Source organism: Enterococcus spodopteracolus, assembly GCF_030441955.1.
GTDB lineage: Bacteria > Bacillota > Bacilli > Lactobacillales > Enterococcaceae > Enterococcus_B > Enterococcus_B spodopteracolus.
In genome coordinates, this window is record NZ_JARJHD010000003.1 from 34,922 (window position 1) to 50,328 (window position 15,407).

Consider the following 15,407-nt stretch of genomic DNA (forward strand, 5'->3'; position numbering starts at 1 on the left):
TTCGCTCAAGGTTACTCCTTAAGCGCATCGAACAGTTCCTTCACTCGATGGATCGACCGTTCGTTCTAATAACTTCTTTATACCAGTAAAATGAATCTTTACGCAAGCGATCATAACTTCCATTTCCTTCATCATCCGCATCTACATAAATGAATCCGTAACGTTTTGACATTTGAGAGGTTCCGGCACTGACTAAATCAATAGGTCCCCAACTTGTATACCCAATCAAATCAACCCCTTCATCGATGGCTGCTTTCATCGCTTTGAAATGTGCAGTAAAATAGGCGATTCGATAGGGATCATGGATTTCATCGTCAATAACTTCATCAAAGGCTCCCATGCCATTTTCAACAATCATCAAGGGTACTTGATAACGGTCATATAATTCTAGTAAAGAAATTTTCAAGCCTAAAGGATCAATTTGCCATCCCCAATCTGTCGCTTCTAAATAAGGATTTTTAACACCCAAAACGGTATTCCCCGGTGTCCGCTCTGCCTTTGGATCTGCGGATTCACACATCGACATATAATAACTAAACGATAAGAAATCTGCCGTATGTTCTTTCAATAATTCCTTGTCGCCTGGTAACATATCGATTGTGATATGACGGTTGGCTAAGTCTTTCAATACGAGTGGCGGATACGTACCTTTGACTTGAACATCCGCATAAAAATGATTGTTCATATTCTTTTTTAATGTTCGTTCCACATCTTCTGGTCGACTCGTCAACGGATAGGTCATCAATTTCGTCAACATACAACCAACTTGGCTACCAGGGATCTTTTCATGGCAATGTTTCGTTGCTAAAGCCCCTGTCACAAATTGATGATGTAACGCTTGATAGATAACCGCTTCGATTTTGTCTGGTTCGATCCTATCAGTCAAAATCCCGGCAGTCGTAAATGGATGTCTAAAAATACTATCCACTTCATTGAACGTCAACCAGTAATGAACATACTCCCCAAATTCGTCAAAACAAGTATCTGCAAATCGAACAAAGTCATCCACCACACTGCGTTGAATCCAACCGTTGCCTTTCATCGCTAATGCTAGTGGCATCTCATAATGAGATAAGGTCACAATCGGTTCGATTCCTAAGCGCTTCATTTCTTTAAAAACTTCTTTGTAAAATGAGACACCTTCAGGATTAGCTGTCTTTTCATCCCCATTTGGAAAGAGTCGGGACCAAGCAATCGACAAACGTAATGTAGTAAACCCCATTTCCGCAAATAACGCTAAATCCTCTTTGTAACGATGATAGAAATCGACCCCTCGTCGTTTAGGGAACCACTTGTCTGTAGGGTCAGCTATTGCTTCTTCTACTTTTTTGATCGTCACACCTACATGGGCTGCGTAATCTTTGTTGTCTACATCGGGTTTGTAGGTTGCAACATCGGCCACAGATAGCCCTTTTCCACCAATATTCCATGCTCCTTCTACTTGGTTTGCTGCAATTGCACCTCCCCATAGAAATCCTTCGGGAAAACCTGTTTGTGTTGTATCCATTTTTCTATTCCTCACTTTCATTTTTTCATTTTACTAAAGCAGAAATCATCAATAACTCAGTTTCGGGTGTCACTGATTGATTTTCTACTTGACGATCAATGTGATACTCCTTCTGATTGGTCACGACCACCACAACGACTGGATCAAATCCTGCTTGTTTGATTTTTTCAATATCAAACGCAAGCAAACGCTCACCTGGTTGTACCATCTGACCTTCTTTAACAAAAGCCTGGAAGCCTTCACCTTGTAACTTGACTGTATCGATCCCTACATGAATCAGTAATTCTACTCCGCTCACCGTTCGTAAACCGATTGCATGACCTGTCTCAAATAGCATGGTCACTTGTGCTTCTTCAGGAGAAAAAACAATACCTTCTTCTGGAATGACTCCGACACCTTCGCCAACCATCCCACTAGAAAAGACATCATCTGGTACTGTTTCAAGAGGAATCACTTGACCTTTGACTGGGCTCACGATACCCCAAGTTCCTACCCTACGACTCTCGTTTTCTTCTTGTGAAGTTGCTTCTTCTTGATCTTTAAAAAATACCAAGCCACCTACAAACGACACGACAAAAGAAAGGGCTGTACAGACAAATGCCCAGACAAGGTTCATCGGTTGATCTGCACTAGCAAACATCGTGATACTCGCAATCCCTGGTCCAACCAATGCGAAAGCTTCTAAAGCCATGATCCCGGCAAATATCCCGCCGATGAAACTAGAAACCATCACGATACTCAATACCCGTTTGTGTAAGATCGTGACCCCATATAATGCGGGTTCAGTGATACCAAATAAAGCTGAGATTCCTGCAGAAATCGCTGTTTGTCGCAATTTCATATTTTTTGTCTTTAAACTTACGGCAAAACATGCACCAGATTCAGCGATATTATGTGCCAAAGAAGCCGGTAAATAGAGCATCTCTTTTCCTAACTCTCCCATTGAAGAAACAGCATAAGGAATCATTGCTTTGTGCATACCAGTAACGACCATCAATGGTAGAACTGCGGCAAGTAAGCCTGTCGCTAACCAGCCTAATCGTTGATATAACTCGACGATCAAATATGAGAATGCGCCACCAACGTTATAGCCTAACGGTCCTAAAATCAGCAGTGCAACTGGGACAGTCACTAATAAAGCAACCATCGGTACAAAGAAAATACGAATCGGCTTCGGAGAGATTTTCGTGACATATTTTTCGACGATACTGTAAAACAACACCGTTAAGATTGCTGGGAAAACTTGAGAAGCATACGCAATATTTTCAATTGAGAACCCTAGAAAGGAGGTTCCGTCTGCTAGAAGGGTTGCCATTTCTGGTAAAAGCAAGGCACTCACTGCTGAAACAGCTACGATTTCATTGACTTTTAGCTTTCTTGCCGTCGTCATCGCAACTAAAATCGGTAAGAAATAAAGAGGTGCTCCTCCGATCAAATTCAATAGCAGGTAAGTAGATGAGTTTGCATCCATGACACCCAATAAAGATAAGAGCAGTAAAAGTGATTTTAAGACACCGCCACCTGCAATCGCGGGAATCAACGGTTGAAAAACTGAAATGATAAAATCAAGTAAAATTGTTCCAACAGGTTTCTTTTCTTTATTTATGTTCTGATCTGCAGAAATTTCTCCGATCAGTTTGGCCAATTCGTCATACACTTCCACTACTTCATTCCCAATGATTACTTGGAATTGAGCATTGCTACGAACACCGATGACCCCATCTAAGCGTTCTAACTCTTCACGATTTGTTTGTTTGACATCTTTCAACGTAAAACGAAGTCTAGTTGAACAATGTTCCAAATGAATGATATTTTCTTTTCCGCCAACGAATTGTAAAATATGCTTTGCTAAAGTTTGATAATCCATTTTTTCCACCCCTTCTTTCGTTTTTCTTTTTCGCTGCGCAGACAAAAAAGAAAAAAGCAGGCAAGACCATAAGAAATAACAACAAAGGATTCTTTGTGTGTCGTTCTTTAGGTCCTGCCTGCTTTACCAGTCACATGCCTGTTTTATTTACACTTACTAAAACAAGTATTTCTTTTGATTGCAACCCCTTTCTTTTCATTCATTTAGCTACGGCTAAAAATCTCATAATCGATTTCATCGACTGATTTCGCCACTAGGATCGCTGAATACACATCAGAATTGACATTCAAAATCGTACGCAACATCCCCACCGACCATTCGACACCGCCAAAAATGGCAATACTTTCAATAGGTAACCCCATTTGCGGCACGATGATGGCTAAAGAAACGAGCCCCGCACCAGGAACTACCGCATTGGCTAAAGAAATAAAAGTGGCTAAAATTGCAAGATAGACCATGGTCGTCCATCGAAACTCTACTTGGTACATCTGGGCGATCGTGATCACCGTCAGTGCCATGTGCATGGCTGAGCCATTACTGTTCAATGACATTCCTAATGGTAAGACTAAGTGACTGATTCGCTTACTCAACCCTAATTTATGTTGTGCTTCTTCTAATTCGATTGGTAAAGTGATGGCTGAAGAAGTCGTTGCAAGTGCCATGATCGACATATTCTTCATATTCATGATCAATTTTAACGGATGTAATCGGCCGTATATACTGACAACAACTAACCATCCCAGTAAGAACAATACTGTAGCTAAGCTATACACCAGTAGATATTTCACCATTGGCAGAATGACTTGTGCCCCTAATTGACTGATACTGCTACTCACCAAGGCAAATATCCCAATAGGGGCAAAATGCATCACATACTTGATGACTTGGATAATCACTTCGTTAAAATCAATGATTAGTTGAAACAACTTCGATTGGGGCTGTTTTTGTCCATAATGATTCAAGGCTAGGCCGAAAAAAATCGCGAAAACAATGATTTGGATAATCGAACCTTGCGTAAGGGATTCAAAAATATTTTTAGGCACAAACTGGAGAAACGTTTCTTGGATCGACAGCTCTTGCGCCTCAATCGTAGGACTTAATCGCTCTATATGTTCCATGCCAGATCCAGGCGTAAACAAAACAGCCAATAACACACCCCATAAAGCTGCCAATAAGGAGGAAATCCCAAAGATGAGCAAGGTGCGTGTCCCAATACTTGCTAATTCCTTCAAATCAATACTACCTAAAGCTTGAATGATCTGACCAAGAATCAATAATGGAATCGCCATCTGCATCAGTCGTAAAAATACTTCGCCAAGCGGTTTTAACACAGACGCACTTATTGGCCAGAACATCCCAACCAGAATACCTAAAGCCAATGCAAGGCTAATTTGAATGATCATGGCATTTTTTTTCATCACTCGTTACCCCGTTTGTTGAATCACTGTTCCCGCACCTTCAGTCAAATGGTTCAATTTTTCAATTGAAGTAATGACTGCTTGACGTTTTGGATCCCTTGCAACAAAACGGACCGCTGCCTCTACTTTTGGCAACATACTTCCAGCTGCAAAATGACCACCAGCTACGTATTCTTTTGCTTCTTCGGGAGTCATCGTCCGTAAAGCTTGTTCTTCTGGTTTTCCATAGTTGATATAGATATGCTCGACACCAGTTAAAATGATCAAACGATCGGCACCCACAGCGTCTGCCAATACGGCTGCTGAGAAATCTTTATCATTGACTGCTTCCACGCCTTGATAAATCCCAGATGACTCGATCACTGGGATACCACCTCCACCTGCACAAATCGTGACAACATTAGCTGCCACTAATGCTTGGAGCGCTTCTTTTTCCACAATTTCTTTTGGTTGAGGAGATGCAACGACTTTACGGTAGCCACGTCCTGCATCTTCCACGTATGTCCCACCATTCTTTTGTGCCAAATCCTTTGCTTCCTCTTCTGTATAAAATGGTCCAATCGGTTTCGTTGGCTTCTGAAACGATGGATCATTCGGATCAACTAGCACTTGTGTCACGATGGAGACGACCGGTTGGTTGATCCCATGTTGCGTAAACGCATTGGTTAACGCTTGTTGTAACCAATAGCCAATACTTCCTTGCGTCATTGCCACACATGTATCCAAGCTCATTGGAGGATTTTTTTCGCTTATTCCTGCTTGTTGCTGCAATAATAAATTGCCAACCTGCGGACCATTGCCATGACAAAGAATGACTTGTTCTCCTTGTTCAACAAAAGCTGCGATAGCTTCAGTCGCCTGTTCGACTACGGCTTTTTGTCCTTTATCAGTTGGATCAGTTTCTAAAATCGCATTCCCACCTAAAGCAATCACATTTAATCCCATGTCTTTCCTACACCTCTTTCTATTACTTCAGCGTTTGTGTACGATCCTCTTTTGCCAATAGGGCAAAGAGAATCAACCCGATGATCAACAAGACACAAGAGAGGTAAAAACCAACTTGCATCGAACCTGAAGTATCTGCTAAATAACCAGTAACGTAAGGCGCTAAAATCGAGCCTGACATCCCGATAAAATTATACGCACTTAACGTCGTTCCTAAGGCTGCTCTTGGTGCATGTTTCGTGACAAACGTCACCATGATCGGGTCAAGTGCTAATTTCCCAGTCAATCCATAAAGGATCAGCACTGTGATCAATAAGGTACGATTGGTTACAAAAGCGATAGCAAAAACTGAAACGATGGCTAATGGAACCAAAACAAAGACTAGTTTCTTCGTCGCTCCTGTTTTATCGTTGATCCGTGCAAAGAGTAAGGCGCCTGGTATCGATGCCCAAGGAACTAAAGAAGAAATAAAGCCAACACTCGCTCCAGTAAATCCACGTTCTGCAATCAAAAACTGCGGCAACCAAGTAAGAATCACAAAATTAGCATAAATGCTGGTAAAACATAAGATAAAGGCTGCTACTAAGTTACGATTTGTAAAAATCTGTTTTAAAGAAATTTTTTCTTTTGGCCCTTCTTCCACTTCTGCTTCTTCACCCGGACGGATCACTTTTTCTTTCAAAAACACATAAAACAATATGCCGACAATCAATGTAGGGATCGCCATAAGATAAAAAGGTTTACTCCAATCATCCCCGTTTTCTAAGACCAATTTACTTGATAGAAGATAACCGCCTGATGTTCCAAATGCCATACCACTATTAATGATGGCATTTCCAATCGTCCGTTTACTCTTTGGAATCGCTTCTGTCGACAAGGCAAACTGTGGACCGTAGTAAGCACCTTGCCCGATACCAGCGATGGCACGAATCACTAAGAATAAAATAAACGTCGTGGCTAATCCGGTGAAATATGTCGCTACTGCCAAAAGTAAAAATCCTACCGTAATGACTAACTTTCGTCCAATTTTGTCTCCGACGATCCCAAAAGGAATCTGAGCGATGGCATATGTCAGAAAGAAGATACTATTTGCTAAGCCTAATTGCGTATTGCTTAAACCGAATTCTTCCCCGACCACCCCCATGATCGGGTTGAAAATCGTTCGTGTGGCATACATCAAGATCCAACCAATAAAAAAGATTGCTACTACTTTGATCCAGTAAGTATCACTGACTCTTACTGCTTGTTTTTGTTTACTCGCTTCCATGTTTCACCCTCACTTTCTTCTCCTCCGATTGCTTGTAGCGCCAACCAAATACCAAAAGCTAGATCCTTTCCCGAAGAATGACCAATTCTCATGATTTTCTCTAACTGTTCTTCTATTTTCTCCTCTTGATTTTGTACTAAGTCTGAAAATAATTGATACACTAGTGAATTGGCGTACCCCTTTGTCGCACAAGTTAGATATGCTTGGCTGATTGCAGTCGTTGCCGTTTGGGCTTCTCCCAGAGCAACCGCGAGCGCGATTCCTCTGGGATCTGAAACAGTCCCTAAAACAAGCTGATAACCCATCAATAGGTCATCACCACTAGGCGTCAACCCTTTGCCTCTGCCTAAAAGATAACCAACGACTTCTTGCCATTCAGTTGTCGTCCACTCTCTGTTTGGCTGTGCCATTCGAGCAAACAGCGTGGATGCACGTTTATCTAACGGTAACCCGATTTTTGTCTGCCAGTTTTTTTCAGCCAAAAATGGTTTCAATAAAAGTAGTTGTTTTTTTGATAGACCTAACGTGAAGACGTTGAGAGGAACCAGCCGACACGGTTTTAATGTCACTTGTCTGACACTTGAAATACTGTAAATCGTCAATACATCATCATTTATTTTCACACGATTTCCTGTTTGAAGAGCCGGAGCAAGTGTGTTAAATCGATCTTCAGGAAGATTGATACCAAAACTAGATAGATAGTCATGAAAACAGGCGATATTGATCAATTGTTGCTTGATTTCAACATTAAAGGAATGCTCAAATACGCTGTGGATCACACCTATTTTTCCAAATTGCAAAAGTGGAGATAAATACTCGCTCAATTGAATTTCTTGATTACTCAACGTTGATCCCTAGCTCCTTAGCATAGGCCTCTAAGGCTTGCTCAAAACAAGCGAGTGGTGCCCGAACTGTACCTGCGCCAATTTGCCCCACTCCAGCATTTTTGTGCGCGATCCCAGTATTTATAACAGGAGTGATTCCTGTTTCCACCACTTTGCGAATATCGATTCCTAAGCAAGTTCCTTGAAAATCCCAAGTTGGTATCGAAAACGTTGGGTTGTGCCCTTCGCAGATCTTCGCCATTTCATTTGAGGTTGCTAACGCATCTTCAAAACCACCTGCGCCAACAAAACGGGTCACACCTGGTGCTGCCACCATGGCCATTCCACCTACACCGACAGTTTCAGTGATCGCACTATCGCCAATATCGGGATTACCATCTTCTTCATTGAATCCTGTAAAGTACAAGCCCTTTGGTGTATTTACAGGTGCTAGATGCCATGTATCGCCTGTTTCTGCGATTCGAACACCAAAATCAACACCATTACGTGTCATCGTTGTCACGATTGTTCCTTTAGTCCCTTGGCGCGCACCATCGACGATTGCTTTTCCCGTAGCCATCATGATATTCAAGAAAAATTGATCCGTATCTGCTAAGAACTTGATTACATCATATTTTTGTTCTTCAGGAATCTCCGTTTGAATGATCAATGGCGCGATTTCTTTCAGGAAATTCAAAGAAGCAGCAATATTTCTTTGATGGAATTCATCCCCCATCGTAATCGACCGGGCGATCAAAACATTTAGATTCAATCCTTCCTCGGTGAATGCCAATGCTTGATGGATTGTTGGTCCTAGTACTTCTTTGATCCAATCTAAGCGATCAACGACTTCTTGGGAATACGCACCAAAACGTAATACCTTACCGATACCTTCATTCAAGATACAGAAGGCTTGATTGCCTTCTTTCCGGTTTTCAACAATGAAGACCGGCATATTACCAGAAGTGATCCCTCCCATCGGTCCTACTGCTTGTACATGATGACAAGGAATGAATCGCACGTCATTTGCTTCAAAAAGTGCTAATGCTTCTTCTTCGTTTTCTGCCCAACGTTCGAATAACGCTGCACCTAGACACGCGCCTCGCATCGGTCCGGTCATCGCCTCCCAAGTGATTGGCGGGCCTGCATGCAATAGTGTTTTTTGCTTTGGATCATTTAATTCAGGAATCACCGTTTTTGCAGGGACCACATCAACCAGAAACGGCTGTGCGTTCTTGATTTTTTCTGTCACTTTTTGATTTTCTTCGTCAATTTGCTCCTGATGCTCTTCCAACGCATCTAAAATTTTGATCATTTTCTTGTTACCGCTCGCGCGAGGCCGCCAATCCAACTGGACTGTTTGTCCACCATAAGTGACAATCGATTCGTTGAAGCTTTTCAAACCGACATTCACTACACGCGGTTTCGTCGTCAATAACTCCATGACTTGCTCACTCGGTTGTGGTACAGCAACTGTTTTTCCATCATATGCTAAGACTTCTTTATCTGCTTCAGACAATCTGATGCCTTTTAACAACAATGCCAGTTGAACCGCTTTAGCATTACTCTCTGCGACAAAAACACCTGCTTCTTTCAAGCGTTCCACTGATTTTTGGTAGTCTTGTGGATCATTCTTCGTCCCACACACTGTCGCCACGAAATAAAGTTCACGTCCTGCTTTTTCCGCTTCTGACTGCGCAGATTGGATCGTTGGTAACAACGCACCCACCATGTCTTCATGTGCACCATATCCTAAAACAATATCAAATAAGATAACGCCAGTTTCTTCTTCCTTGGCATACTCTTCTATTTTATGGATCCGGACTTCCGGATCGATCATTGGGTGTGGTTTACCTTGTGTATAACGATCATCTCCTAAATCAATCACTTCATACCCTTGAGATTTCAAGATATACCCATCTTCTTTGACCAGACCACCTAAATTTAATGCTTCTGAAATCAGCATGCCTGCTTCAGCTGCGAGCGTTCCTCCAGAATATAGCCCTTTGACGACTTTTTCTTTAGCAAGCGTCAAGACATCCGGCTGTTCTAGTGCTTCAAAGTAATTTTTTTTCACTGTTGCTTCGTTTGCTAAATCTACAGCGATACGGGCAGTTTCCTCTAACGTATGTGCCAGATAGACTTTCCCTTCATGATTCGTTGGTTTTTCTCCTAAAAATATAGCGACGACTGGTTTTGAAATACTCTGCAATAATTGCACTACTTCGTCACGTACCTCTTTTGCAGGTGGTTTAGAAATCACACAGATCACATCTGTTGGTTCATGGTTTTCAAGTGCCACGATCGCATCTTTGACCGTTATTGCTCCCACCTTGTCGCTCAGATCACGACCACCGGTACCGATGGCATGAACCACACCTCCACCTAGACGATCAATGATTGTCGTCACTTCTTGGATACCCGTACCAGATGCACCAACTACACCAATATTTCCAGGTGCGACAACATTTGTAAAAGCAATTGGAATACTCGATAAAATACCTGTCCCACAATCTGGGCCCATCATCAGTAACCCTTTTTCATGCGCTAGTTTTTTCAGACGGACTTCATCTTCGATCGCAATATTATCCGTAAATGAAAAAACATGCAGATTATGCTTCAACGCACGTGCCATTTCTGTTGCGCCGTATTCCCCCGGAATACTAAACAAAGCGACATTGGCATCTGGTAATTGTTTCAATGCTTCTTTCCACGTGGTCACTGATTTATTCGGTTGCGCTGTCTCTTTTGCTGATAGATCCGCTAAAAAATCATCAATCATTGGCAGTACCTTTTCCATGATTGATTCATCCTCACTTTCTACCACGATCATTAGATCGTTCGCAGACGCAGTTTGTGCCTTTTCTGTTAAAAGTGACGTGTTATTCAAAATATCTTTATTCGCATCCGTTCCCATCATGATCTGGCTCATGTTGACTTCCTCAAGCGAATTGATTTGATTAGTCAATAGCATCAAGTTGATGGAATCTTGATAATTATTTGGTAAAACAACCGTTTCTAACATAATGCCCCTCCTTATTCATTCTTACACTGTCATTGTAGAAGATTAAGAAAGTGTTCTCATCGGACGTATTTCTAAAAGAATGCTATACTTTTTATCCATAAAAGGAAAAAAGGAGAATATGATGAAATTAAGGGAGTTATTATTGCTAGGTGAACTAAAAAAAGGGAAGATTCTAACGAATGAGATCGGTTTAGATAATGAAGTCGAAACTGCAATGGTCTTAGAAGCCATTGATATCGAAAATTGGAGCAAACAAAATCAGCTGATCCTGACCTCGTTTTATGCATTGAACGACTTGTCAGAAAAAGAACTGGAAGATTTTTTCATCAAGATGTGTCAAATCGGGATCAGCGGTCTTGTATTAAAAACCGATCGTTTTATCAAGGTGATCCCCGAATGGTTTATTGAGTTATGCTTCAAATATGAAATCCCATTGATCAAAATCAGTCAAGAGATCAGCTATGAAAAAATTCTATTAACGATTTATGAGCCGTTACTCAATGCACATGCCCATACTTTACGAACCTACTATGAAGCACGCCAAAGATTCAACCGTCTAGAAAAACAGTTTTCTTCTTTAGAAACGATCATGCAAGAGTTTTATCAAATCATCGAACTTCCTTTTTCCTTAAAATTGCTTGATAAAGAAATCGAAATTTGCGAAGGGAGGATTCCAACCGATGCCATCGTACTCTCACGTGAATCGCTGCCACAAACAGATTTCATGAAAAACGATTATTCTTTACTGACACTTTATGCTCAAACAGACTCGAAAAAACGCTATGCATTAGAGATTGCGATTTTCAATAACTATTCTCTCAATTGCTTATTGCTTGTTTATCTGAACAACCAACAAATCAAAGAAACGGACCTAGTCATTATCGAAAATGCCATTGACGCCTTGCAAGAAAAATTCAATACAGAAAGCCTATTGAAAAAAGAACGCTATACCCGTTTAAATAATTTAGCTGATGCGATTTTACAAAATACACCACGAAATCCTGAAGAACTAGATAGCTTGCTACAAGAAGCGCATATGCAGTCAAAAGATACTTACCAGACAATCGTCTTTTCAACTAAAGAGATGCAAACGCAATTAATGAAAAATCGCATCCTTACACTTTTACGGACACTGAAAAAAGAGGCGATTTTCTTTGACCAACATCAATATTCAGCTGTTTTATTCAACTTTGCTCAATCGGAAGGGCCTATCACTAAAGATCAGATTTCACGTCTGATGGTAGAAATACTTGCAGAAAATGAACAAGTAACATTTGCCATCAGCCAAGCAAAACCACGACAGGAAATCAAGGAATTGTTGTTTGAATGTTTGGATATTTTGAATTTCAATACCTCATTTTACAATGGTCCTGTTGTGACATCCGAAGATATCGGCATATTCAAACATTTTATTCGAGAAAATCAGATAGCAACATTACAAGAAGCAATCCCTCTAAAATTGGCGCAGTTGGCTCAAACAGACTATGACTTATTTGAAACTTTTTATTGTTTTTTACAACACAATCGGAACTACAAACAAACAGCAGAAGCAATGTTTTTACATGCTAAAACGATTCGTTATCGTCTCCACAAAATTTCCGATTATCTATCAATTGATTTAACAAATCCGTTACAAATGATCAATCATGAGATTGGCGCCTATATTATCAAAATGAGGAGACAGGCAAATGAAAGAAACCAAACAACTACTCGATGACATTACAGTAACCATTTATCCTGCTCAGAGTGATACACCGAAATATATCCTTTATTTGCATGGTGGCGGATTGATTTACGGATCAAAAGGTGACATACCCAATAGGCTAAAAGATCTCTTTTTAGCTCATGGCTACACTCTGCTAGCTCTTGATTACCTGTTGGCACCAAATACATCTGTAACAGAAATCATTGCAAAACTAAATGAAAGCTTTGATGCCTTAAAAAAGACAATCATCCATGAACACCCCTTTGGTATTTGCGGGCGTTCTGCCGGAAGTTATTTGATGTTCCACCTAACCAAATATTTGCGTGTGGATCGAGGGCTTTCACCCAATTTCCTAATCAACTTTTATGGCTATGCTGATTTTGAATTTCTGAAGAAACAAACCACTCCCACCACACACACATTAACAGAAGAAATGCTGATAGGCATTGATCAACAAACACCCACGGCAGATGATCCACTGATGAGTCGCGCCTTACTTTATTACTATGGACGACAACAAGGAATCTTAGCCGATTACTATCGCTTACCGAAATCACTGGGTTGGTCGGATTATGCCATTCGTGAAAAAGAACTTGCAGTTTTTCCTCCTTGCTATAGTACCGCCAGCACCTCAGACCAAGAAGTACCTTTTGCTTCAAGTAAAAGGATAAGTAAACAGATCCCGAATAGTCGATTCAAACCTGTTTATGATCTAGAACATGATTTTTTGAAACAAACAAACGACCCCCAAGTCCAAACAGTCTTAAAGGAATTATCAGATTGGTTATCCACCAAAGAGTCGCTTTGACATATGGCACGGAAATCCAGTAATGAAAATAAAAAAGCCTATCTCTTGATAAATAGGAGGATAGGCTTTTACTTTTTACGATTCATTTTAAAACTTGAATCAATCAACTAGATATTAATTTTTATTGGTCATTCGCCACTCGCCACTCTAACTCGTTTAACAGTGGCGTATAATCCACTTTGGTGAAATCAGTCACATCGAATGTATAAAGCGTTCCAAGTTCAAAGTGTTCATACTTTCGATCATTTATAACAGATCTAAATTCTTCTTTGGTGATATGATTGGTTCCTAACGATCGATCGTCCAACGTATCCCCATAATGATAATGGTCCATAATATAACTCAAATGACGTTCAGGATCACGATCTCTTTTATAACGTCGTTGCCATAGTACATCAAAGTCTGCGTGCAAGCGAATCGTGATCACTTCATATCCATATTTTTTTGATAACGCTCCTAATGGTCCTTTTTGTTTGTCACTGAAAGGATATTCTGAAACAATCACTTTCTTCCCTGCTTCCATGTACAGTTCCAACGCTTGATAAAAGAATGGATACACCTTGTTTTTTTCTTGCTCTGCTCGTTCAGCTAAATTATCGAATCCAATTGATTCAGCGTAATACTCTTTGACTTCATCTAAGGTAAGACGATACATCGTTGGAAACCGTTCGAATAGACGTTCCATCAAATAAGTTTTTCCTGTCCCAGGACTTCCTGCCAAAAGAAACAAATATTTTTTCATTTTAGCTCTTTCCTGCATAGATCTCACTTCCTGTGTTCAAAAACAGGCCGATTTTATGTTTGATGATTGCCTTTACTGCTTCGTTGGCTGGAATCACGTTGTGGCGTAATGATCGGCTGACTTCTGTTTCCCCAAAGCTTTCTTTTGCTGTTTTCGTCCAGTTGACAAGTAGCTCTGTCCCAACATTGAATTTGCGGATTCCGTGGTTGATCAACTCTGGATAATCTTCCTCTTTCACTCCAGTACCGCCGTGGATGACCAAGGGAACATCGACTACTGCGTCGATTTCTTTCAGGAGTGGTAGATTGACTTCTGTTTTTGATTTGAATTGCCCATGGTTGGTTCCAATAGCAATTGCTAATGCGTCTACTCCAGTTGCTGCTACGAATTCTACCGCATCTTCGGGTTTCGTATACACTTTATCATCTTCTGCCACATGGATTCCTTCTTCCGTCCCACCAATTGTTCCTAGCTCCCCTTCTACTGAGACACCACGAGCATGGGCGTATTCAACGACTGCTTTTGTTTTCAAGATATTTTCTTTAAAAGGTAGATGGGAACCATCATACATTACTGAAGTATAACCGCTATCGATTGCTTGCTTGATATCAGAGAAATCACGCGCATGATCCAGATGAAGAACAGCGTCCACCATTTCTTCTTCAGAGATCGTTTTCACTACATTGACTAAGACATTCATCCCAATATATTTCGCCGTATCCACACTTGTTTGGATAATGATCGGCGCACCCATTTCTTTGGCTGCTCGTAACATTTCTGGCAACATCTCTAAGTTATGCGTGTTGAATGCGCCCACGGTAAAATTCAAAGCTTCTGCTGTTTTTGTTACCTCTTTTAATGTCGTATACATTTTTTTATAGCCACCTTTATTCTTATTTATTCCCTGTAATCGTAAGTTGTTTAGCAATTTGTCGCATCTCGTCCATTTTCCCCATATAATGATCAATTCCTTGATCGTCCCCACCTCGTGCAGCTTCTGCTCTTTTTGCATTATATAAAGACATCAACTTCTTGTACCCATCATTGATACTTTTCTTCAGTGATAAACTTTTCTCAAGGTGTTCGATTGCCTGATCGTTATCCCCTAACTCAGCGAGCTTTAGTCCTACTTGTTCAAAAAGAACAGCTCGTTGGTCTGCTTCTTCTGTCTGGTCGATATCTTTCTTTAGTCGTTCGATCGCTGTTTGAAGTTCTTCTTTTTCTTCGATGGAAAGCGTCTGTATTACTTCATGTTGCTCTTTTTTCTTTTTCAAAAAACCAAACATTATGATCCCTACT

General features: G+C 40.8%; 12 protein-coding genes. 2 read left to right on the top strand and 10 right to left on the bottom strand.

The annotated features are described in order from the left end of the window. Positions 1-40 precede the first annotated feature (40 nt). The 7 genes from P3R27_RS05205 to P3R27_RS05235 all read right to left on the bottom strand — a co-directional run bounded on the left by P3R27_RS05205 (position 41) and on the right by P3R27_RS05235 (position 10,853). Positions 41-1,507: a glycoside hydrolase family 1 protein gene (locus P3R27_RS05205; protein WP_265262202.1), complete on the bottom strand. Its 1,467-nt coding sequence runs from the start codon at positions 1,505-1,507 to the stop codon at positions 41-43. A gap of 25 nt (positions 1,508-1,532) precedes the next feature. Then, a complete protein-coding gene (locus tag P3R27_RS05210) occupies positions 1,533-3,374 on the bottom strand; it encodes a beta-glucoside-specific PTS transporter subunit IIABC (RefSeq protein WP_034689923.1) in 1,842 nt (613 codons plus the stop codon). Between the two features lie 203 nt (positions 3,375-3,577). After that, complete coding sequence (locus P3R27_RS05215; protein ID WP_126133843.1) at positions 3,578-4,792, bottom strand: dicarboxylate/amino acid:cation symporter; 1,215 nt, start codon at positions 4,790-4,792, stop codon at positions 3,578-3,580. Positions 4,793-4,798: 6 nt separating this feature from the next. Further along, positions 4,799-5,737, bottom strand: a complete 939-nt coding sequence (arcC, locus tag P3R27_RS05220) for a carbamate kinase (protein ID WP_034689925.1) — start codon at positions 5,735-5,737, stop codon at positions 4,799-4,801. 22 nt (positions 5,738-5,759) lie between these two features. Further along, positions 5,760-7,004 (bottom strand): MFS transporter, encoded by a 1,245-nt coding sequence (locus P3R27_RS05225; protein WP_034689926.1) that lies wholly within the window; start codon positions 7,002-7,004, stop codon positions 5,760-5,762. Continuing rightward, positions 6,974-7,849 carry an oxamate carbamoyltransferase subunit AllH family protein gene (locus P3R27_RS05230; RefSeq protein ID WP_265262201.1) on the bottom strand — a complete coding sequence of 292 codons (876 nt, stop codon included), beginning with the start codon at positions 7,847-7,849 and terminating at the stop codon, positions 6,974-6,976. Before P3R27_RS05230 ends, P3R27_RS05225 begins: the two co-directional genes overlap by 31 nt. Beyond that, complete coding sequence (locus P3R27_RS05235) at positions 7,842-10,853, bottom strand: bifunctional FdrA/YlbE family protein (RefSeq protein ID WP_126133842.1); 3,012 nt, start codon at positions 10,851-10,853, stop codon at positions 7,842-7,844. Before P3R27_RS05235 ends, P3R27_RS05230 begins: the two co-directional genes overlap by 8 nt. A gap of 121 nt (positions 10,854-10,974) precedes the next feature. Here P3R27_RS05235 and P3R27_RS05240 point away from each other — a divergent pair, with 121 nt between their 5' ends. Together P3R27_RS05240 and P3R27_RS05245 are read left to right on the top strand one after the other, a co-directional pair. Then, positions 10,975-12,570, top strand: coding sequence for a PucR family transcriptional regulator (locus P3R27_RS05240; protein WP_034689933.1), 1,596 nt, complete (start codon positions 10,975-10,977; stop codon positions 12,568-12,570). Continuing rightward, on the top strand, positions 12,542-13,366 hold the full coding sequence (locus tag P3R27_RS05245) for an alpha/beta hydrolase (protein ID WP_034689934.1): 825 nt from the start codon (positions 12,542-12,544) through the stop codon (positions 13,364-13,366). Before P3R27_RS05240 ends, P3R27_RS05245 begins: the two co-directional genes overlap by 29 nt. A 121-nt stretch (positions 13,367-13,487) precedes the next feature. On the opposite strand, the gene P3R27_RS05250 is transcribed toward P3R27_RS05245, so the two are convergent. Genes P3R27_RS05250 through P3R27_RS05260 form a run of 3 tightly spaced genes read right to left on the bottom strand, consistent with a single transcriptional unit; the run spans position 13,488 to position 15,394 of the window. Next, positions 13,488-14,108 (bottom strand): P-loop nucleotide/nucleoside kinase family protein, encoded by a 621-nt coding sequence (locus tag P3R27_RS05250; protein ID WP_034689958.1) that lies wholly within the window; start codon positions 14,106-14,108, stop codon positions 13,488-13,490. A 1-nt stretch (position 14,109) separates the two neighbouring features. Further along, positions 14,110-14,979, bottom strand: coding sequence for a class II fructose-bisphosphate aldolase (locus P3R27_RS05255; RefSeq protein WP_126133841.1), 870 nt, complete (start codon positions 14,977-14,979; stop codon positions 14,110-14,112). 22 nt (positions 14,980-15,001) lie between these two features. After that, positions 15,002-15,394, bottom strand: coding sequence for a hypothetical protein (locus P3R27_RS05260; protein ID WP_034689937.1), 393 nt, complete (start codon positions 15,392-15,394; stop codon positions 15,002-15,004). Positions 15,395-15,407: the final 13 nt, after the last annotated feature.

Coding starts and splice junctions, on each gene's coding strand:
- P3R27_RS05245 (WP_034689934.1), top strand. CDS start 12,542: ATGAAAGAAACCAAACAACTACTCGATGACATTACAGTAACCATTTAT.
- P3R27_RS05215 (WP_126133843.1), bottom strand. CDS start 4,792: ATGAAAAAAAATGCCATGATCATTCAAATTAGCCTTGCATTGGCTTTA.
- P3R27_RS05225 (WP_034689926.1), bottom strand. CDS start 7,004: ATGGAAGCGAGTAAACAAAAACAAGCAGTAAGAGTCAGTGATACTTAC.
- P3R27_RS05210 (WP_034689923.1), bottom strand. CDS start 3,374: ATGGATTATCAAACTTTAGCAAAGCATATTTTACAATTCGTTGGCGGA.
- P3R27_RS05255 (WP_126133841.1), bottom strand. CDS start 14,979: ATGTATACGACATTAAAAGAGGTAACAAAAACAGCAGAAGCTTTGAAT.
- P3R27_RS05205 (WP_265262202.1), bottom strand. CDS start 1,507: ATGGATACAACACAAACAGGTTTTCCCGAAGGATTTCTATGGGGAGGT.
- P3R27_RS05250 (WP_034689958.1), bottom strand. CDS start 14,108: ATGAAAAAATATTTGTTTCTTTTGGCAGGAAGTCCTGGGACAGGAAAA.
- P3R27_RS05260 (WP_034689937.1), bottom strand. CDS start 15,394: ATGTTTGGTTTTTTGAAAAAGAAAAAAGAGCAACATGAAGTAATACAG.
- P3R27_RS05240 (WP_034689933.1), top strand. CDS start 10,975: ATGAAATTAAGGGAGTTATTATTGCTAGGTGAACTAAAAAAAGGGAAG.
- P3R27_RS05235 (WP_126133842.1), bottom strand. CDS start 10,853: ATGTTAGAAACGGTTGTTTTACCAAATAATTATCAAGATTCCATCAAC.
- arcC (WP_034689925.1), bottom strand. CDS start 5,737: ATGGGATTAAATGTGATTGCTTTAGGTGGGAATGCGATTTTAGAAACT.